Raw genomic sequence first — 20,482 nt, forward strand, 5'->3', positions numbered from 1 at the left:
GGATAAATCCAGCCAGTTTATACGCCGGATAGTTTGCAATTTAATGACCGGGAAGTATAACCGTCCGGACTATGTCAGTACCAACAAAATATTGGATAACTAGCCGGGGCCGTTCCACATTTTTGTATTTCTACGATGCGGCGCTGACACTTCTTGTCGCCAGCTAACAAGAAATGTCACTTATTCTTTGTTTGATTCCTGCTTATCCATGACAAGAACTACTTCTTCCGCCTCGGTTACGCTATCCTGGAAAGCATCGTCGGATAATGTTGCTGTTGCAGGGTATAACATATACCGGAACGGTACTAAGATTGGAGCTAGCACTTCAACGAGTTATTCTGATTCACTTGGAAATGCTACTGGGTCTATTTATAGCTACACTGTGAAGGCTTTCGATGCGGTAGGTAATATATCAACTGCAAGTAATGAAGCGTTGGTCGTTTATTAGTAGACATTACAGTGGTTGATTATGTTTCTGGCTAGCTTGATGTGGCTGTGAATGTAATCAACACATTCTCTTGTTATTGAGTTCCCTCCGGATCAGACCAAATCAAACCAGTGATTTTAATTTTGCGATCACTGGTTTTGTTTGCGGTCTGACGTTACGCCATATAAAGAAAGATTCGGCAGCTTGTTCGACCAGCATACCAATTCCATCGGCTATCTGTTGCGCGCCATGTTGCTGGGCGAATTTGAGAAAAGGAGTGGGTTCATGCTGGTACATCATGTCGTAGGCAAGAGCCGCCTGCGCAAAAATACTAGCAGGTAATTCAGGCAAAGTATTGTGCAGGCTGGCGGAAGTAGCATTGATGATGATGTCAAAATGCTCATCGGTGAAAAACATAAAATCACCTGCTGCAATGTTGCCATAAGTGCTGAACTGTTTCTTTAGCGCTGCTGCTTTTTCAGGGGTACGGTTGGCGATCGCCAACAAGGCGGGCTGCTGTTGCAGGAGCGGCAGGATTACCCCTTGCGCTGCACCGCCCGCACCCATGAGCAGTACGCGTTTTCCTGCGATGGCAATTCCCAGATTGCATTCGATGTCGCGCACTAATCCGATGCCATCGGTGTTGTCGCCGAGTATCTCACCGTTTTCAAGTTTAAGCGTATTGACGGCCTGTGCGATGCTTGCCCGTTCGGTTAAACGGGTTGTCAACTGATAGGCTTCCAGCTTGAAAGGCACAGTGACATTCAATCCTTTCCCGTCTCGTTGGCGGAAGTCTTGCACGGTTGCCTGAAAGCCATCCAGCGGCGCCAGCAAGGCAACATACTGCATGGCCTGGCTCGTTTGTTGCGCAAAAGCGGTGTGGATTAACGGTGATTTGCTATGTGAAACAGGATTGCCGATTACGGCATAAGAATCGAGCATGGCTGGTATCTCTTATTGGATTTTCTAAAACTCAAAAATTATTGGCTTAGCAACATATCGGAAGCTGCGAAAACCCAAGTGCGGGTGATGTGCAAAATATCCGTGTCCTGACTGATATCCGGTGGAAAGGGCGCGAATCCGTTTTGTCCGGCGAGTTTGACGATATTGACAGCTGCTTCGTCGAGAATTTTTTCTCCGGATGAGCGATTGATTTCAATCGATTCCAGACTGCCATCGGCGCGGATACCGACGGTCAGCTGCAGGTTGCCGTAGAGCTTTTCTTTTCTGGCGGCTTCCGGGTAGTTCAGGTTGCCGATACGTTCGACTTTGATGCGCCAGTCTTCGACGTAGCGGGCAAACCGGAATTCTTTAGTACGTGCACCGACAAATTTGCGTTTGGGGCGCTTCTGATAACTGTCATGGTCTTGATCGATCTGTGCTCTCAGGCGGGCAATATCCAGACTGCGCAGCAGTAAATCGGTCGAGTCGACCGCGACCGATTTGCTTTCCAGTTCGTTCTTGTGTTCCTTGGGTAGTTCGATCTGCGGTGTTTCGCTGACAGCGGCCATCAGCTTCTTGGCTTCTTGTTCCAGTTGTTTTACTTTTTGCTGTGCTACATTCTCAGCAACAACCGGTTTGTTTCTTGGCAGTACCGGGAATGGCGTTTTTGCCCGGCGGTCCTCTTCCGTGTTGCCTCCGCCATCCAGATTATCTTGCGCCAGTAATTGGGATTCTTTCGGTTTTGTCTGTGTTTTGTTGTTAACCAGCACCACTTCCAAGGATGAAGCAATTTTGTCGAATTTCGGTTGCGGAAACTGGAAAGTCACACCAAAGAATACAATGGCATGTAACAACAGGGAGGCAATCATCGCGGCAACTAGACGATGGCTCTGTAAGTACTGATAACCAGCCAGCGCTAAGGGTGAAGTTGCGAGAGTTTGAATGGTCACAGCCTAAGGGTTAAACCTTGAAGTTAAGTCTATACACTACAGATGATTGCATTATTTTAGGCAACAACAATGGGCTTGTCACATGATTCATGCAGATTTATGGAAGATAGGTCTCTATGCATCCAGTTTTTGCAAAAATTCCGCATGCAAGTTGCGTTCCAGCAAATCGATCTCGGATAGTTTAAGTTTGACATAAGCACCCGGTGCTAACTCAGGCAACGAAGGAACTCGGGCAACGAATGGAATATGATCCAGTTTTACCAAATTTTCTTTGATAACCTGAGCGTTCACGGTTTGAATCTTTTCCTGCAATAACCAGCGCAGGCACCAGTAACGTTCCATGGCGCGCTGGAATTCGCCATAAATTCCGTAGGCTGTTTCAAAGTCGCGCATGGCGATTAAAAGGCTGTTGCTGTCCTTGTGGTAGGGTGGCGCTTCATTGCGCAGCATGGCGATGAGTTGCCTTTGATTGATCAGGTCGACATATCGCCGCATCGGAGAGCTGCTCCAGGCGTATTGGGAAACACCCAATCCTTGGTGAGGTGCGGGAGAGATGCCCATTTTCACTTTGCCATTGGCTTGGCTGCGAAAAATACCGATGATACCGGCATCGGTGAGTTGTCTGCCCCACTCCGTATTCACATAAATCATCAGTTCGGATACCACCTTATCGATCGGAGAGCCACGCCTGCGCTCGCTGATCGTGACATGATCGGCGTTGATTTCAAAGCTGTAATCGACTTTATCGTTATTGCTGTCATTGGTTTTGCCACGCTGATTTTCCATTTTGCAGGCAAATTTCCACAAGAGACTCAATTCTTTGCTGAAGGTATGCGTGAAATCGCCTTTGTTTAATGCGGTTTCGTTGAAATGCTGCTCCAGCGCATTGTTGCGCAGGTTTGCGACAATGTTGATTTTTTCAAGTCGGCTTTCAGTAGCCGTGACGGTGAAATCATCCGATACATCCAGATACAAAGACAGGACTGGGCACAATTTGCTTTCAGCCAGCGTAAAATGATTGATCACCGTATCCGGCAGCATGGTGATTTTTTTTCCTGGCAAGTACACCGTGGAAAGTCTGGATGAGGCGGTTTTATCGAGCGTTGATTCTGGAGTTATTCCCAGTGCCGGTGCTGCAATATGAATGCCGATGCGGAAGCTTCCCAAGGACAGTGGGGTTACGGAAAATGCATCGTCAATTTCTGTCGTTGAGGCATCGTCAATACTAAATGCCGCAACATCCGCTACCGCTAAATCCAGCGGAGCATCATCAACGGACTGTGATTCCAGTTCACCGAAACCGGTGCCTTCTGGAAAATATTCCCAGATGAATTGATTGAAATGGTAATCGTGAGAAGACGGAATAGCGCCGCATTTTTCCAGCAATTTTACGGCAGTGAGTTTTTTTTCCGCGCAGACGACCTCGAGGGCTTTCCATTCCAGTGAGTTTTTATCGGGTTTATAGAGCAAACCGGAGATGCGCGGTTGGAATTCTTCGGGCAGGATGAATTGATTTAACTGCTCAACATAGCGTGCTTGTTGCGCGGCTTGCAGGCGCTTTTTTTCCTGGCCGGCGAGCGCGGCCTTTAGTGCATCCGGTGGTGCGGCTTTGTAGCGGCCATGTCCTTTTTTATAGAAATACATCGGCGCATTTTGCAGCAGTAGCAAGGTCGCGGCCGATTCAACCGGACTCGGAGAATGGCCAAAGTAATCGGCGGCAAGCGTATCGCCGGTAAATTCGGTATCTTGCGCGCAGCATTCCCAAAGAAAATCCGGATCTAATTCATCGGTTATTTTTTGTACATGACCCATGAATTCGGTTAAAGGCGGTTTATCAAACCTGAACAGCACGGCTGAGGCTTTGATTTTCGATCGTTTGCCATGCACAGCCTCTATTTGCAGCGACGTTGTATTGTCAGCCAAAATAGTGCCTATCTTAAAGATTCCAGCTTCTTCATAGAAAACATTCATGAGATTGTTTTTGCAGGGTCGATTGAATAATCGGAGCTCAGTTATTGTATCGGGAGGAATGGGTTGTCATCATAAAATTAAAGACTTAAACGATATTAAAAGACTTCTTTTGTGATGTGAAAAACAGCTTAGCGTTTTGCATTATATACGAGACATCGGTTGAATAAAAAAACAGTAGACATTGATTGCCGGGAATGGTGCCGGTATTTCTCAGGATACCGAGCCAGTTGCTAGTTATCCGGGAAGTTACTGATTGCCTGATCAAGCAATTGCTTTGTGCCGGCATGAGGAAGACTGGAATTGAATCAGAAAGTTTCCCGTAGATCGTGGCAGCGCATATTGTTGAAATGGAAAAGAGATTTAATCGTTCTGGTGTTTTTTAACGAACGACTGAATGGTGTTTTTCAATTCGGAATCCGGTAGCGTTGCGGCTAATTGATTTAAGCACGCTTTTCCGCTTGAGCTTAATTTTAATTTTTTCTTGCTGTATCCATGTCTTGCCGATGGTTTTGTATTTTTGGCAGCGTAATCCGCTTGCACCAAAATTTGAATTGCAGTAACTTGCCACTCTAATTTCTGCAGCTTGAGCAACAATGATGGAGAGATTTGCTTAAGTTTTGCAGCGATTGCGCCATTCTCGGCCACTATGGTCAGTCTGCCGTCCGCGATCCGGCCAAGGTTACAATGCTGTGCCAATTGGGCTGGAATTAGCTTGGAAAATGTGGATTGATCTTCATGCAGTTTTTGAGCCGCTGTGAACAGGCTCGCGTATTCAGGTGTTTTGCCAAGCAGGTTAAAGTAAGCGTTAACTTTATGAGAGGCCATGGGTATTTAATCGATATCCAATGAAAACAAAATATGAATATTATCTTTATTTCAAATAATTCGGAACGAGCGCGTAAGCTGGCGTTAACCAAAATCCATATTGTATTATTAATAAGCGTTTTGTTACTCATCATTGTGACAGTGGCGCTGAGCTTGAATTTTATTTCATTGCGCTACGCCGATCGAATCGATACGCCTCTTCTGAGAGCCGTACTGGTTAATCCGCAAGAAGAGCGGCATCAGAAGATTCAAACGCATCTGCAAGATAACTTGAATGTCATGGCGAGTAAATTGGGTCAAATGCAGGCGCAATTACTCCGCTTGGATGCTTTGGGTGAGCGTCTGGCGGAATCTTCAGGAATCGAGTCAGGGGATTTCGCATTTAATCAAATGCCAGGTCAGGGTGGTGCGAGGAATGATCTGTCTGCTGAAGAGCTGTCATTCTCTGAATTCAGCCTGAAGTTGCAGGAATTATCGAATATGCTGGATGAAAGGACGGATAAGCTGGGCGCATTGGATTCCTTGCTGCGGCATGACCGGATCACAAAGTTTGTGTTGCCTTCCGAGATGCCAGTTGAGACCGATTGGTATTCTTCCGGTTACGGATACCGGATCGATCCGTTTACTGGAAAGCGAGCGTTTCATGAGGGGGTGGATTTTACTGCGGAAGTGGGTGCGCCCATCAAGGCCGCTGCGGGCGGTGTGGTGATCTATTCTGATCAGCATCCTGAGTATGGTAATATGGTCGAAATTGACCATGGTGATGATTTGGTTACGCGGTATGCGCATGCATCGAAGCGTCTGGTGAATCTCGGAGAGGTTGTATTGCAGGGGCAGAAAATCGCTGAAGTTGGCAATACCGGCCGTTCTACGGGGCCGCATTTGCATTTTGAAATCCGGCATAAAGATAAACCGCAGAATCCAGCCAAATTTTTGAAAAAGCCGGGTTAAATGGGAGCACTGATTTCTTCAAGATTTTTGCAGGGTGAGAAATATGCTCACCCTTTGTTTTTTTAAACAATGTGTTTATACGGAATATTTAGAGACTTATGCTAGGCAATCTACTTAAGAAAATTTTTGGCAGCCGCAATGACCGGATGATCAAGCAGTATACCCAGACTGTGCGATCTATCAATGAACTGGAATCGGCTATTGCAGAGTTGTCAGATACCGACTTACGTGGCAAGACAGACGAGTTCAAACAACGTATTCAAAATGGCGAAACATTGGATGCACTGCTACCCGAAGCTTTTGCTGTGGTTCGTGAGACTGGCAAGCGGGTTTTGGGGATGCGTCATTTTGATGTGCAGCTTATCGGTGGCATGGTTTTACACGGCGGTAAAATTGCCGAGATGCGCACCGGTGAGGGAAAGACGCTCATGGCAACATTGCCGGCCTACTTAAATGCATTGTCAGGCAAGGGTGTGCACGTTGTTACTGTGAATGACTACCTAGCAAAGCGCGATGCTGAGTGGATGGGTAAGATCTACCGGTTTCTTGGAATGAATGTCGGTGTTATTTATTCGCAGATGCCGCATGAAGATAAACAAGCTGCTTATGCGGCTGATATCACTTACGGTACCAATAACGAGTATGGCTTTGATTATTTGCGCGACAATATGGTGGCGCATGCGAATGAGCGTGCGCAGCGCGTGCTTAATTTCGCAATTGTGGACGAAGTGGACTCGATTTTAATTGATGAAGCACGCACGCCGCTCATTATTTCGGGTCAGGCGGAAGGTGATACCGAGATCTATGTTCGCATTAACGCATTGGTGCCAAAACTTGTCCGGCAGGAAACGGAGGAAAGTCAGGGTGACTATAGTGTGGATGAAAAGTCTCATCAGGTCACGCTGAGCGAAGTTGGTTTTGAACATGCGGAGCAGTTGCTGGAATCAGCTGGATTGCTCAAACCGGGATCGAGCCTTTATGATCCGGCTAATATCAATTTGGTGCATCACCTCATTGCAGGCCTGCGTGCGCATAATTTGTATTTTCTGGATCAGCACTATGTCGTGCAAGACGATGAAGTAGTGATCGTGGATGAATTCACCGGGCGCTTGATGTCCGGCCGCCGTTGGTCCGATGGTTTGCATCAGGCGGTGGAGGCGAAAGAAGGTGTCGCTATTCAGAAAGAAAATCAGACACTTGCTTCTATTACCTTTCAAAATTACTTCCGCATGTACCAAAAATTGTCGGGCATGACCGGTACAGCTGATACGGAAGCGGCTGAGTTTCAGCAGATCTATGGATTGGAGACAGTCATTATTCCAACGCATAGGCCGATGATCCGGGAAGATCGTATGGATCAGGTATTCCGTACGATGAAAGAGAAAAATGAAGCGATTGTTCGTGAAATTAGAGAATGTTATGAAAGTGGTCAGCCAGTGTTGGTTGGTACGACCTCTATTGAAAATAACGAATTATTGTCCAGGTTGCTGGATCGCGACAAACTTCCGCACCAAGTTTTGAATGCTAAACAGCATGCCAGTGAGGCAAGTATTGTCGCACAAGCAGGCCGGCCTAAAATGATTACGATAGCGACCAATATGGCGGGGCGCGGGACAGATATTGTGTTGGGTGGAAATCCGGAACCTGAGATAAAACAGATACGGCATGATGAAAAATTAAGTGACGAAGAAAAAGAAAAACGTATTCAAGAAGTACAAGAGAAATGGAAGCTGACGCATGAAGAGGTACTGAAGAAAGGCGGTTTACATATTATCGGTACGGAGCGGCATGAATCCCGGCGGGTGGATAACCAATTGCGCGGACGTTCGGGCAGACAGGGAGATCCGGGTTCCAGCCGTTTTTTCCTCTCTCTTGAAGATTCTTTGTTACGTATTTTTGCCTCGGATCGCGTAGCCAGTATCATGACGCGTCTTAAAATGCCGGAAGGCGAAGCTATTGAGCATCCGTGGGTTACCCGCGCCATTGAGAACGCGCAGCGCAAGGTGGAAGCAAGAAACTTCGATATGCGTAAGCAGTTGCTGGAATACGATGATGTTGCGAATGATCAGCGGCATGTCATTTATCAGCAGCGCAATGAGTTATTGGAAGCGGAACAGGATATCTCGGAAACGATAACTGCAATACGCGAGAGTGTTTTGGGAGACTTGTTCAATCTCTATATTCCCCCGCAAAGTGTCGAGGAGCAGTGGGATGTTGCGGGGCTGGAGAAAGCGCTGGCAGCGGAGTATCAGTTGCATTTTTCGGTACGTGAGTGGCTTGAAGAAGAATCCGGCCTGCATGAAGAAAATTTATTTCAGCGCATTATTGATCTCGCGAGCGACCATTATCAGACTAAAGTTGCACAAGTCGGCGCGGACATTATGCATCACTATGAGCGTGTGGTGATGTTGCAAATTCTCGATTCGCATTGGCGGGAACATTTGGCGGGATTGGATCATTTGCGCCAAGGCATACACTTGCGCGGTTATGCGCAAAAGAATCCCAAACAGGAATATAAGCGGGAGGCGTTTGAACTTTTTACGACTATGCTCGAAGAAGTTAAACGAGAAGTTACCAAAATACTGTTGACGGTACAAATCAAGAATGAACAGCAAGTAGAAGCCGTGACAGACACTTTGCGGTCACCGGAAAATATACAACTTCATCATGAAGCTTATGAGGAAGCGTTAGCGGAAGATAATGGATATATAAAAACCGAGGATGATAAAACTCAGCCCTTTGTGCGTCAGAATGACAAAGTGGGTCGCAATCAACCTTGTCCCTGCGGTTCAGGTAAGAAATATAAGCAATGTCATGGAAAAATAAAGTAAATCATAATAAACAGTATCTTATTGTAAGTGAGTTGAGTGGATTTATCGCAAATAGAAATACTTCCAGGATTGCTATAATCCTTAAAACGATTGTGGTATACTGCGCGCTTTTGTAGTTTGGGTAACGTAATTTAACAAATAAATCTAATAGGGATTGGAAGAGGTTTTTCCTTTGTTGTATTGATAATCTTACAATATTATTACTGATGGAATGATTTAACATGGCGGATAGTTTCAGCATTAATGAAGAGATGAGCGGCAGGAGAAAGTTCCTTGTGGCTGCAACCTCAGTAGCAGGTGGAATTGCTGGCGCTGCGATTGCAACGCCTTTTTTATTGAGCATGATGCCTAGCGAACGGGCTAAAGCAGCTGGAGCGCCTGTAGAAGTTGATATATCCAAGCTTGAGCCAGGGATGCTATTGATGGTTGAATGGCGCGGAAAAGTCGTTTGGATTTTAAATCGTACGCCAGATATGCTGGAAAGTCTGGTTAAAGTTGAAGGCCAGCTTGCTGACCCGAACTCGGATAAGAAACAGCAACCGGATTATGCAAAAAATCGCACACGTTCAATAAAACCTGAGATTTTAGTTGCTGAGGGTATTTGTACTCACTTAGGTTGCTCGCCTGTATTCAGGAAGGATGTGGCGCCGGCAGATTTGGGGCCCGATTGGTTGGGTGGTTTCTTCTGTCCATGTCACGGTTCAAAATTTGATTTGGCAGGGCGCGTATATAAAAGTGTGCCGGCTCCAACTAATATGGTTGTTCCTCCTCATGCATATTTGAGCGATAGTCGGCTTTTGATTGGATCTGAAAGCGAGGGATCTGCGTAAATGAGTAATATATTTAATTCAATGCTTGCCTGGGTCGATAAACGTTTTCCGTTGTCGTCAAACTGGAAAGCACACTTATCCGAATATTATGCACCGAAGAACTTTAATTTCTGGTACTTCTTTGGTTCATTAGCCTTGTTGGTTCTGGTCAATCAGTTGCTGACGGGAATTTTTCTTACCATGAATTATAAGCCGGATGCCAGTCAAGCTTTTGCATCGGTTGAATATATCATGCGTGATGTGGACTATGGTTGGTTAATCCGTTACATGCACTCAACGGGCGCATCGATGTTTTTTGTCGTGGTTTACCTTCATATGTTCCGTGGAATGATGTATGGATCATACCGTAAGCCGAGAGAGCTGCTCTGGTTGGTCGGGATGGTTATATTTTTTGTACTGATGAGCTTGGCCTTTACCGGATATATTCTTCCATGGGGGCAAATGTCTTATTGGGGAGCGCAAGTAATTGTCAGTATGTTTGGAGCAATTCCGAGTGTCGGGGAAACATTGCAACAATGGCTGTTGGGAGATTTTACGCTCTCCGATGCTGCCCTGAACCGCTTCTTTGCCTATCATGTTGTGACATTACCATTGGTATTGCTGGTGTTGGTTTTTGTGCACATTTTAGCACTGCATGAAACGGGATCTAATAATCCGGATGGTATAGAGATTAAAGAAAACAAAAATCCAGAAACTGGTATTCCCGTGGATGGTATTCCATTCCATCCTTATTATTCGGTTAAGGATATTGTTGGTGTCGTAGTATTTCTGATTGTGTTCTGTGGAATCATCTTCTTCGCCCCGGAAATGGGTGGATACTTCCTAGAATATAACAATTTTATCCCAGCAAATACATTACAAACGCCGGATCATATTGCACCGGTCTGGTACTTTACCCCTTACTACTCGATGTTACGAGCTGTAACAGTCAACTTTCTAGGCATTGATGCTAAGCTTTGGGGTGTTATTCTGATGGCAGGCTCTGTAGTGGTTTTCTGTTTCTTGCCATGGCTGGATAGAAGTCCGGTCAAATCGATACGTTATAAAGGTCTTTATTTCAAAATAGCATTGACACTTTTCGTGATTAGCTTTTTTGTACTGGGCTGGTTGGGAACAAAATCTCCAACACCTCTATACACATTGCTGGCACAAATCTTTACAGTCATTTATTTTGCATTCTTTATTTTAATGCCATGGTATAGCAAGATAGATAAAACAAAGCCTGAACCAAAAAGACTAAAAGAGTAGAAAAATGAAGAAAATAACGATTGCTTTATTAATCTTGTGCATGGCTCCGTTTGGCGTGCTTGCTGGTGAATCCGGCATGCCATTGGATAGAGCTCCGATTGATACAACTGACAATGCTTCGTTGAAACGTGGAGCAGAAAGCTTTGTGAATTACTGTTTGACCTGTCATGGCGCAAGTTATATGCGCTATAACCGGCATCGCGATATTGGTTATACAAATGAAGAAATTCTTAGCAAGCTGGTGTTGACAGGTCAGAAAGTCGGTGATCTGATGCAATCAGCCATGCGGAAAAAAGAAGGTGAAGAGTGGTTTGGTGTGGCACCACCGGATTTGTCGGTCATAGCTCGCGCACGTGGTGCGGATTGGTTATACACTTACCTGCGCGCGTTCTATCGTGATGATACGACTCATACTGGCTGGAACAATCTAGTATTTGATCGTGTTGCGATGCCGCATGTATTGTATGAACTGCAAGGTGAGCAAAGATTGGTGATTAAAACATCAGATAAAGGCGAGCAAAAAAGCCTGACACTCGAAAAAGCGGGACAATTGAGTGCAACCGAATATGATAAATTCGTTGGTGATTTGGTAAACTATCTAGTTTATCTGGGCGAACCGCATGCTAATGCGAGAAAACAATTAGGGATTGAAGTAATGATCTTTTTGTTAGGCATGCTAGTTTTATCGTATGCGCTCAAGAAAGAATATTGGAAAGATATTCATTAATATCAAATTTGCTGGATATACAGGTAACTAAGTCAAAGATTAGAAGTTATGATGACGCTATATTCAACAATTACTTGCCCATATAGTCATCGTTGCAGGATTGTGTTGCACGAAAAAGATATGGATTTTCAAGTAATAGACGTTGATCCAAATAATAAATCAGAAGATATAGCGGTGATGAGTCCCTATGGCAAAGCTCCGGTACTTGTGGAACGCGATCTGGTGTTGTATGAGTCAAATATTATTAATGAATATATTGACGATCGCTTTCCACATCCGCAGTTAATGCCTGCAGATCCAGTAATGCGTGCACGAGCCCGGTTGTTGCTGTTTCGTTTTGAGCAGGAATTATTTTGTCACATAGATGCATTTGATGGCACAGACCAAAAGGTTATTGACAAAGCGCGAGCAGTCATTGCTGATAATCTTGCGATGATATCGCCAATTTTTGATAAGCAAAAATTCATGTTAGGAGATGAATTTTCAATGCTTGATGTTGCCATTGCACCATTGCTCTGGCGTCTGGAGCATTATGGAATTCGTCTCCCTAAACAAGCAGCACCCTTATTGAAATATTCGGAAAGATTGTTCAGTCGTCCATTATTCATAGATGCATTATCGGCGTCAGAGAAAGTAATGCGAAAATGAGTAATAATTCAACGAAACCATATTTAATTCGTTCAATCTATGAATGGTGCATTGATAGCGGTTTTACGCCTTTTGTATCGGTAAAGGCTTATCCAGAGTTGGATGTGCCTATGGAATACATTAAAAATGGCGAAATAGTTTTTAATATTAGTGCAAATGCAGTTCATGGACTGATTATGAATAATGAATCACTTAGTTTTGATGCTCGGTTCAATGGAATATCAAGAAAGCTCGATATCCCATTAGATGCAATTAAAGGAATTTTCGCTAAGGAAGTCAATCAAGGCATAGCATTTCCAAAGGAAGACGAAGAGATTAAAGGTGAAATCACCAATGAACAATCAAGGGATGGTGCGGTTCAAGATTCAATAGCTGCTCACCCCCAAGCCTCTGGAAAACCAAAACTTCGTATTATCAAGTAATTTTCTCTAAATTTAATTTGTTCTAATCAATTTGCCGGCATAGCTCAGATGGTAGAGCAGCTGATTTGTAATCAGAAGGTCCCGAGTTCGATTCTTGGTGTCGGCACCATAAAATCAATGAGTTATATTGATTTTATAATCTTCTAATTTTCCACTTGTGTCAAAATTGTGTCATTCAGAATTTCATCTACAACCATTGCGTGCTTTCTGAATTGTTCGGGGGCCAAATGAGCATAACGTTTCACCATCTCAGTTGACTCCCAAGCTCCCATTTCTTGAATTACATTTAGCGGTACACCCTTCTGAGTTAACCAGCTGGCCCAAGTATGGCGCAAATCATGCCAGCGAAAGTCCTCTATCCCTGCTCTTCTTAATGCCTTTCGCCATGCCCTGGTATTGACCTGAATAATTGGTTTTCCTTGATAAGTAAACACTCTTAACGGATGCTTGCCAACCTGCTTTCTCAGAACTTCCATGGCCGTTGCATTCAGGGAAATATGAATGCTTTTTCTTGCTTTGGCTTGATCTGCATGAATCCATGCAACATTTCGTTGCAAATCAACCTGCGACCATTCCAATTCAGTAACATTGCGTTTGCGCAATCCAGTTGAAAGTGAAAACTTTACCAAATCAACCAAATGCTCGGGTAATTCATTTAGTAATATTTGTACTTGCTCAGGTGCTATCCAGCGAATTCGCCGTTTGGGTTCCTTATATAGCCGGATAAAGGGTGCTTTCTCAATCCATTCCCAATCTAAAGCCGCTCTTCGTAGAATGGCCCTGATAGTTGCTAAATAACGATTAGCTGTTGAAGGTGAAGTTTCTTTGCATTTTATTTCGCCCGCTTCAGCAATCACTTCCCGAGTTAATTCAGAAAGTAATTGGCCTCTAAAAAACTGTTGAAACCACGCAACTTGCTTCATGTCCTGTTTATGTGAAGCCTTATGTTGTGTCTCCATCAGCCATTTATAAGCCGCTTCATCCCAAGTTCGCTTTGGCTTATCCCCCAGTCTTGCAACCCGCCAGGATTCCGCTTTTAACTTATCGTGGAATTCTTGCGCCTGGGTTTTATCTTCAGTTGCAGCAGAGCATCTAACTCGCTCGCCGCTTGGTGTGGTGAAACTAATCCACCACGTCTTACCACGTTTACAGAGTGACATAATTGCTTCTCCTCATGTCCCACTTGCAACGCTTGCCGAGTGCAAGCATATAACGAGCGAATGTGGTCAGCAAGATCATCTTCAATAAATGCCCACCGTTTACCTAATTTTGCACCCGGAATAATTCCCGCTTTAGCGCGACGACGCACTTCTTCAGGGTGCAACTTCAAGAATTGGGCAGCTTCACTTAAATTTAATGTTCTCATGGACTATCCAACTTATTTTTAGAAAATCTTGCTATAACAAAATCAAAGATATGGTTACAACCGAAACCAAGATCAATGTTGATGCCAGTAAATTAATAATGGCCGCCTGCCTGGAAATTCTGACTAGATCATAAGTTTTCGGATCCACACCGCTCTTAATCCTTTCATCAATCAGCTGAATACAGCTTTCTAGGAATTGGTCTCGTGTTAATTGCGCGTTACTCATGGATGCACTGATAATGGCATTGGATTTCTTGGTCGAATATTCGCACCACCGATTAAAATTTTCTTCCAATATCGCCTGGTAATTGCTTAGCAGCTCAGCATGGGCTTCTTTATTTTGTTCCAGCAATACTTCGTTGAGCGTATGCATCATCAATACCGGATCATCCTGTGAGAGAACAATGCCGTGTTCCGATGCCACTCTTTCAATGAGTGCATCTAATTTGTCATTACTCATGTTAAAACCGCAGCCACATTTTCAATGCTGGTGAAGAGCTGCCTGCGGATAATCGTTAACCTTTGGCGTACCATCACCGGCAAAGCACTATTCTTCAGCGCTTCATCGAAGGTAAATTTCGATTGCAGGATTTCACTCAAATCCTTGCCGAAAGTCTCAGGCTTGTAGTGTGGGATTCGGATAATGGCTGACACTCGCGCTTTGTTATCCACATAAGCTTTCATTTCCTCAAACTGCTTGCCATTCATGGTGATTTCGCCCCAATAAGGATTCAACCAGACGACAAACAGTACTTCTTTGGGAAATTGTTTAATCAGATGCACGAATCCATTGAGCGTATCCAGTAAAGCCTGGCTGCCTGTGATGACAGTATGTACAATCAATTCATGCCCCATATCTAAAAGCAAGGCGGGTATCTGGTTGCTGATGAGGTAATGTGACATCGGTACAAAAGTGCTGGCACCATTATCAATAATGACGTCATTTTCAGCTTTGGCGATGAGTTCAATCAGATCATCAAACTTTCTCGGATCAATCTCATCATTGTTCATCACATTAATCTGCTTAACATTGAGTTTTTTAAAGCCATAAAAAGTAGCATTAACCGGATCTGTATCAATGCATAATGGATTGCCGCCTTTGGCAAACTTATGTTGTGCTAGCGTGGATGATATGAACGATTTGCCTACTCCACCCTTCCCTTGCAGAATCATATGTATTTTAGCCATCAGACCAACTCCTCTTTTTCAGTTGCAGAATTAAAACGAAATCCTTCATGACCATTCCCAGCTGACTTTCCTTGATCAATGCGTGGATGCTGCTTTCTGTTCTCACCAATATGACGATTGACCAATGTTCGGAACCATTGATAAGAGCATTTGATTTTTCCTTCCTGGTGCAAAATGTTCCATATCTGCCGAATCGTCCAGCCATCCTTTAATGCTTCTTCAATTTCAGGCTTCAACGCGATGAACGCCGGTAAAAATTGCTTACCGGTACTTTTGTTTTTATCCGCATAAAGTGCGATTCGATCTGATAAGGATTTAGTCATCACACAATTTCCGCAAAATATTTATCTTGGCGTACAAACAGTTTCTTGTTTTTTTCTTTCCTTTCTGTTTCTTTTTGTTGTTTTAAGTTTCTTTGAATTGCTTATCCTTTCTTATTGTTTCCAGGTGACTGTTATTTAATTGAATAAAGCTTCTTTTAGGTATTTTTATACTGTTTAAAATTATGATATAACGAAAATAAACTATTTGCAAACATCGATTATAGTGTTAGTATATTTCTTGAAATTCACAGAACTGGGCAAGACATGTGGGGATGGCCATCTTCACTTCAACTTATTCGCACGGTGTGCTCAACGTCGATCTTGCTCTTCGAGGAAAACCGAAATGATTGCCAAAAAAAGCTCAAAGACAATCGGGAAAGAAAGAAGAGATAAAAGGCTCAGGGTTCCTGTTTTGCCAATCGAGGAAGCTGAAATAAAGAGTAAAGCAACGGATGCGGGATTAACTGTTGCACAGTACCTGCGCAATCTGGGCCTGGGTTACCAAGTGCCCAGTGTTATAGATAACCGACAAGTGGATGCTTTGCTAAAAATCAACGCGGATCTTGGTCGATTGGGTGGATTGATCAAACTTTGGCTCATCAACGACAAACGCACAAAATTAATTGGCAAGTCACAGTTGCATTTAACCTTGGACAGTATTCGAAATGCGCAAAGTGCCATGCTCAATCAAATTATCAAGCTTAAAAAGTAATGCTCTGACTTAAAAATAACTTTCGGAATAGTCATTTTTTACTTAAGCAGCTTAAATACGATGATCGCTAAAATCATACCCATCAAGTCAGTGCGCAAAAGCAATTATTCTGCGCTGATACAGTATCTGACCAACCCTCAAGACAAGAGTGAACGTATCAGTCAGATCAAGGTATCAAACTGTTATTCAGACGATCAGACAGCTGCTCTGATAGAAATACAAAACACACAGGAAATGAATAAGCGCGCCAAATCAGATAAAACTTGTCATTTGGTGTTGAGCTTCCCGGAAGGAGAGCGTCTGTCACATGCTGATCTGAATAAAATTGAAGAGCGATTCTGTGATGCTTTGGGTTTTACCGGTCATCAACGGTTCAGCGTAGTCCACGATGATGCCAATAACCTGCACATGCATATCGCCATCAACAAGATACATCCTAAAAACTTAACAATCCACAATCCTTATTATGATTACAAAAAGGTAGCGAAGCTTTGTGAGCAAATCGAACAGGAATATGGCTTAACAAAAGTTAACCATGAAACTGTGAGCGACAAAGCGTCCAGAGTAGCGCAGGAAATTGAAGCCAGAACCGGTGTGGAGAGCTTGCTTAGCTGGATCAAGCGTAAGTGCTTGGATGAAATGAAGCAGTCGGGCAACTGGCAGGATTTACATAAGGTTCTAGCTAGACATGGCCTTGAAATCAAGGAACGTGGCAACGGGTTTGTATTGGTTGCCAACAATGGTGTAGCTGTTAAAGCAAGCTCTATTGATCGCTCTTTATCCAAAGGGAATTTAACTCAACGACTGGGTGCATTTGTACAGAATGATCATTCTGTACAGCCTTCACGTTCAAACACCAAACAATATCAACCAAAACCATTGCAGAATCGAATCGATACTTCAGAGCTTTATGCTCGATACCAGCAAGAGCAGAATGATTCCGCCAAACAGCGAACTACTCAATGGGCCATGTTGCGACAAAGCAGAGATCAATTAATTGACCGCGCCAAACGAGAAGCGAAACTCAAGCGCAACATCATTAAAAGTATCAAAGCCGGGAGATTGGCCAAAAAAGCATTGTATGCAACTGCATATCGGCAATTCAAAACAACAGTCGAGGTTATTAAAAGCGATTATCAGAAAGCCTACCAGCACTCTAAAACCAGTCATTCCAGGATGGGGTGGCTGGATTGGCTCACATTTGAGGCAAAAAATGGTAATGCTGAAGCATTGGCTGTTTTGCGATCCAGAAGAACCGGTCAATTTAAGGGCAACCAGATATCGGCCCGGCAAAACCATGTTGGTTTAAGCACTGATGGCCGCTTCAAGGATAGTTTAGTGGAGTCGGTCACCAAAATCGGCACAGTCACTTATCAAGCAGGATCAACCACCATTCGCGATGACGGCAAGCGGTTAATCGTGCTGCCGGATACATCGCGCGAAGCCTTGATAGATATTTTGCAAGTCGCCATGAAGAAGTACGGTAGCCACCTGGCGATCAATGGAACTGAATCGTTTCGTTTTGAGATCGCAGAAGTGGCTGCACAAAACCAAATGCACGTGACATTTGATGACAAGCGGCTTGAACGATACCGCCAGCAATTGATGAAACAGTGCAAAGTATCCAAAGCGCAATCGGCAGAAAGGATACGATCCACAATCTCAACTCTCAGAAGGAGTCTTTAATGAATAAGAACAGCTTCTTATCTCAGAACAATAAAAATTCTAAGAAAGACACACTTATCATTAGGCTATTATCTGTTACGTGTCTTGTTGGCGGATTCCAAATCGCCACTCAGTATTTTGCGCAACAATTCAACTATCAGCCGCAATTAGGCGCTCATTTCTTTAACATCTATGAACCTTGGGCAATTCTGCTATGGGCAAATAAATGGTATGGCGAGTATTCGGGCATCTTCGATCTGGCGGCAGGCTTCGGCATTTTATTTTCCAGCTTTGGTTTAATACTCGTTCTGGTCATTAAAATGGTATTGGCTAATTCATCTCGAACCAATCAGGGGTTACATGGCTCGGCCAGATGGGCAAATAAGCAGGACATTGTAGCCGCAGGACTACTGGCAACCAGCAAGAATAACAAAAATAACAAGAGCGACTCCGTTTATGTCGGCGGCTGGCGGGATAATTCCGGCAAAACCCACTATCTGAAACACAGTGGCCCGGAACACGTGTTGTGCTACGCTCCAACTCGCTCAGGTAAGGGTGTGAGTCTGGTTATACCGACCCTGCTTTCCTGGACTCAGAGTGCCGTCATTACTGATCTCAAAGGTGAGTTATGGGCACTCACTTCCGGTTGGAGAAAGCAGCATGCCAAAAACAAGGTACTGCGTTTTGATCCGGCATCTTTAATGAGCGCACATTGGAATCCGCTGGATGAAATCCAGATTGGCAGTGGCATGGAAGTGGCCGATGTTCAAAACCTGACCACCTTAATCGTTGATCCGGATGGCAAGGGATTACAAACTCACTGGCAAAAGACCAGTCAGGCATTGCTGGTAGGTGTCATTTTGCATGTTTTGTACAAGTCAGAGCGAGAAGGAACTCCCGCCACATTATCTACTGTTGACGCAATGCTCTCTGATCCTGATCGCGATATCAGGGAGCTGTGGATGGAAATGGCCATGCAGGATTATCTGAATGGTAAGAGCCATCCAGTGATTGCAGCCAGTGCGCGCGACATGCTGGATCGCCCTGAAGAAGAAGCAGGTTCCGTGTTGTCGACAGCCAAATCGTATTTATCTTTGTACCGCGATCCGATCGTGGCCAACAATATCAGTGATTCCGATTTTAAAATCCGCGACCTCATGCACCATGAGAATCCAGTCAGTTTGTATATTGTGTCGCACCCCAATGACAAATCGCGGTTGCGCCCTTTAATCCGCATTCTGATCAATATGATCATCAGAAAGCTGGCCGATAGAATCACGTTTAAAGGCGGTCAACCGAGCGCGCATTACAAACACAAACTGCTATTAATGCTCGATGAATTCCCAAGCTTAGGGAAACTTGAAATCTTCCAGGAATCACTCGCGTTTATTGCAGGCTACGGCATGAAAGCCTATCTAATCTGTCAAGACTTAAATCAACTCAAAAGCCGTGAAACCGGCTACGGGCATGATGAAGCGATTACTTCCAATTGTCACATCCAGACCGCGTTTGCACCCAACCGGCTTGAAACAGCGGAGCACTTATCCAAACTGACCGGGCAAACCACGGTCATCAAAGAGCAGATCACCACCAGTGGCCGCAGGTCATCAATGATGCACGGACATGTCACCCGCACCCTACAGGAGACGCAGCGCGCGTTATTAACACCGGATGAATGTATGCGACTGCTAGGCCCCATGAAAGATGCTGAGGGCAAAATCACCAAGCCTGGCGACATGATCATCTATGTGGCCGGTTTTCCGGCCATCTATGGTACGCAGCCTTTGTATTTTCAGGATGAAACCTTTGCAGCACGGGCGCAAGTGAATCCCCCAAACGGCAGCGATAAATTAACTAGCCTTTAATTGCCGCCAAATTCTGCTAAAGGAAATAGCATGAAGAGAACAATCAAAATACTTGCCATAGCTGTTCTAATAATTAGTGCAATCGTGTTTGTGCTGAGTATTGGTTTTCAGATCAGCGGGATTTATATCAATACCACGCCGAGTTTGCCGGTGGGTTTTTATCAGGTTGTGGATGAGCCTATTGTAAAAGGTGTTTATGTTGCTTTCTGCCCACCGAAAAATGAGGTTTTTGATATGGCTATCAATAGGCACTACCTCAATCCAGGGGATTGTCCGGGCGGTTATGGTTTGTTGCTGAAACGTGTGTTTGCTCTATCCGGAGATACGGTTTTCATCGACCAGGCTGGGATTTTTGTGAATGGCGAACATTTACCCAAGAGCACCCAGTTAAAGATTGATGCTGATGGCCAACCATTGCCGCAATACCGGCTTCAAGCTGTGCTGGATGATTCTGAATATCTGCTGCTATCCGATTTGAATCCACGATCCTTTGATGCGCGTTATTTCGGACTGATTGCGCGTGATCAGATTAGACAGGTTGTTCGTCCAGTTTTTACCTGGAGTCATTAATTAAAATTTAATGGAGACAAT

21 protein-coding genes and 1 tRNA gene are annotated in these 20,482 nt (G+C 44.3%); 13 read left to right on the forward strand and 9 right to left on the reverse strand.

Annotated features, from left to right (window positions below):
• The first annotated feature begins 208 nt into the window (after positions 1-208).
• Positions 209-448: a rhamnogalacturonan endolyase family protein gene (locus tag DU481_RS05520; protein ID WP_350133247.1), complete on the forward strand. Its 240-nt coding sequence runs from the start codon at positions 209-211 to the stop codon at positions 446-448.
• A 102-nt stretch (positions 449-550) separates the two neighbouring features.
• On the opposite strand, the gene aroE is transcribed toward DU481_RS05520, so the two are convergent.
• The 4 genes from aroE to DU481_RS05540 all read right to left on the reverse strand — a co-directional run bounded on the left by aroE (position 551) and on the right by DU481_RS05540 (position 5,115).
• Complete coding sequence (gene aroE, locus DU481_RS05525) at positions 551-1,369, reverse strand: shikimate dehydrogenase (RefSeq protein ID WP_350133248.1); 819 nt, start codon at positions 1,367-1,369, stop codon at positions 551-553.
• A gap of 38 nt (positions 1,370-1,407) precedes the next feature.
• Positions 1,408-2,238, reverse strand: a complete 831-nt coding sequence (locus DU481_RS05530) for an energy transducer TonB (protein ID WP_502889917.1) — start codon at positions 2,236-2,238, stop codon at positions 1,408-1,410.
• A 195-nt stretch (positions 2,239-2,433) separates the two neighbouring features.
• Positions 2,434-4,290 carry a ribonuclease catalytic domain-containing protein gene (locus DU481_RS05535; protein ID WP_350133250.1) on the reverse strand — a complete coding sequence of 619 codons (1,857 nt, stop codon included), beginning with the start codon at positions 4,288-4,290 and terminating at the stop codon, positions 2,434-2,436.
• A 360-nt stretch (positions 4,291-4,650) separates the two neighbouring features.
• Positions 4,651-5,115 (reverse strand): DciA family protein, encoded by a 465-nt coding sequence (locus DU481_RS05540; RefSeq protein ID WP_350133251.1) that lies wholly within the window; start codon positions 5,113-5,115, stop codon positions 4,651-4,653.
• 33 nt (positions 5,116-5,148) lie between these two features.
• Here DU481_RS05540 and DU481_RS05545 point away from each other — a divergent pair, with 33 nt between their 5' ends.
• From DU481_RS05545 to DU481_RS05580, 8 genes are all read left to right on the forward strand, one after another.
• Positions 5,149-6,066, forward strand: coding sequence for a M23 family metallopeptidase (locus DU481_RS05545; protein WP_350133252.1), 918 nt, complete (start codon positions 5,149-5,151; stop codon positions 6,064-6,066).
• Between the two features lie 98 nt (positions 6,067-6,164).
• Positions 6,165-8,897 (forward strand): preprotein translocase subunit SecA, encoded by a 2,733-nt coding sequence (secA, locus tag DU481_RS05550; RefSeq protein WP_350133253.1) that lies wholly within the window; start codon positions 6,165-6,167, stop codon positions 8,895-8,897.
• Between the two features lie 221 nt (positions 8,898-9,118).
• Positions 9,119-9,727 (forward strand): ubiquinol-cytochrome c reductase iron-sulfur subunit, encoded by a 609-nt coding sequence (petA, locus tag DU481_RS05555; RefSeq protein WP_350133254.1) that lies wholly within the window; start codon positions 9,119-9,121, stop codon positions 9,725-9,727.
• The gene (locus tag DU481_RS05560) at positions 9,728-10,975 is read left to right on the forward strand and encodes a cytochrome b (RefSeq protein WP_350133255.1); all 1,248 of its coding nucleotides are present in this window, start codon (positions 9,728-9,730) and stop codon (positions 10,973-10,975) included. It abuts the gene before it with no gap.
• 4 nt (positions 10,976-10,979) lie between these two features.
• Positions 10,980-11,702 (forward strand): cytochrome c1, encoded by a 723-nt coding sequence (locus tag DU481_RS05565; protein ID WP_350133256.1) that lies wholly within the window; start codon positions 10,980-10,982, stop codon positions 11,700-11,702.
• 48 nt (positions 11,703-11,750) lie between these two features.
• Positions 11,751-12,350 (forward strand): glutathione S-transferase N-terminal domain-containing protein, encoded by a 600-nt coding sequence (locus tag DU481_RS05570; protein WP_350133257.1) that lies wholly within the window; start codon positions 11,751-11,753, stop codon positions 12,348-12,350.
• Positions 12,347-12,772 (forward strand): ClpXP protease specificity-enhancing factor, encoded by a 426-nt coding sequence (locus DU481_RS05575; RefSeq protein ID WP_350133258.1) that lies wholly within the window; start codon positions 12,347-12,349, stop codon positions 12,770-12,772. Before DU481_RS05570 ends, DU481_RS05575 begins: the two co-directional genes overlap by 4 nt.
• 33 nt (positions 12,773-12,805) lie before the next feature.
• Positions 12,806-12,881, forward strand: a tRNA-Thr gene (locus DU481_RS05580).
• A 34-nt stretch (positions 12,882-12,915) separates the two neighbouring features.
• On the opposite strand, the gene DU481_RS05585 is transcribed toward DU481_RS05580, so the two are convergent.
• Genes DU481_RS05585 through DU481_RS05605 form a run of 5 tightly spaced genes read right to left on the reverse strand, consistent with a single transcriptional unit; the run spans position 12,916 to position 15,649 of the window.
• Positions 12,916-13,899 carry a tyrosine-type recombinase/integrase gene (locus tag DU481_RS05585; protein ID WP_350133277.1) on the reverse strand — a complete coding sequence of 328 codons (984 nt, stop codon included), beginning with the start codon at positions 13,897-13,899 and terminating at the stop codon, positions 12,916-12,918.
• Positions 13,809-14,138: a helix-turn-helix domain-containing protein gene (locus DU481_RS05590; RefSeq protein ID WP_090322377.1), complete on the reverse strand. Its 330-nt coding sequence runs from the start codon at positions 14,136-14,138 to the stop codon at positions 13,809-13,811. The genes DU481_RS05585 and DU481_RS05590 overlap by 91 nt, the downstream gene beginning before the upstream one ends.
• 31 nt (positions 14,139-14,169) lie before the next feature.
• Entirely contained in the window at positions 14,170-14,598 is a 429-nt protein-coding gene (gene traM / locus DU481_RS05595) for a conjugal transfer transcriptional regulator TraM (protein WP_350133259.1), read from the reverse strand.
• Positions 14,595-15,326, reverse strand: coding sequence for a nucleotide-binding protein (locus tag DU481_RS05600; protein ID WP_350133260.1), 732 nt, complete (start codon positions 15,324-15,326; stop codon positions 14,595-14,597). Before DU481_RS05600 ends, traM begins: the two co-directional genes overlap by 4 nt.
• Positions 15,326-15,649 carry a TraK family protein gene (locus DU481_RS05605; protein ID WP_107803114.1) on the reverse strand — a complete coding sequence of 108 codons (324 nt, stop codon included), beginning with the start codon at positions 15,647-15,649 and terminating at the stop codon, positions 15,326-15,328. Before DU481_RS05605 ends, DU481_RS05600 begins: the two co-directional genes overlap by 1 nt.
• Before the next feature lie 343 nt (positions 15,650-15,992).
• Here DU481_RS05605 and DU481_RS05610 point away from each other — a divergent pair, with 343 nt between their 5' ends.
• From DU481_RS05610 to traF, 4 genes are read left to right on the forward strand one after another with little or no spacing between them, the layout of a single operon-like run.
• Complete coding sequence (locus DU481_RS05610) at positions 15,993-16,361, forward strand: plasmid mobilization protein (protein WP_107803115.1); 369 nt, start codon at positions 15,993-15,995, stop codon at positions 16,359-16,361.
• 60 nt (positions 16,362-16,421) lie between these two features.
• Positions 16,422-18,047 (forward strand): TraI/MobA(P) family conjugative relaxase, encoded by a 1,626-nt coding sequence (gene traI, locus DU481_RS05615; protein WP_350133261.1) that lies wholly within the window; start codon positions 16,422-16,424, stop codon positions 18,045-18,047.
• The gene (locus tag DU481_RS05620; protein ID WP_350133262.1) at positions 18,047-19,891 is read left to right on the forward strand and encodes a type IV secretory system conjugative DNA transfer family protein; all 1,845 of its coding nucleotides are present in this window, start codon (positions 18,047-18,049) and stop codon (positions 19,889-19,891) included. The genes traI and DU481_RS05620 overlap by 1 nt, the downstream gene beginning before the upstream one ends.
• Positions 19,892-19,921: 30 nt before the next feature.
• Complete coding sequence (gene traF, locus DU481_RS05625) at positions 19,922-20,461, forward strand: conjugative transfer signal peptidase TraF (protein WP_350133263.1); 540 nt, start codon at positions 19,922-19,924, stop codon at positions 20,459-20,461.
• Positions 20,462-20,482 lie beyond the last annotated feature (21 nt).

The sequence above is a fragment of the Nitrosomonas sp. genome (assembly GCF_040240425.1).
Lineage (GTDB): Bacteria > Pseudomonadota > Gammaproteobacteria > Burkholderiales > Nitrosomonadaceae > Nitrosomonas.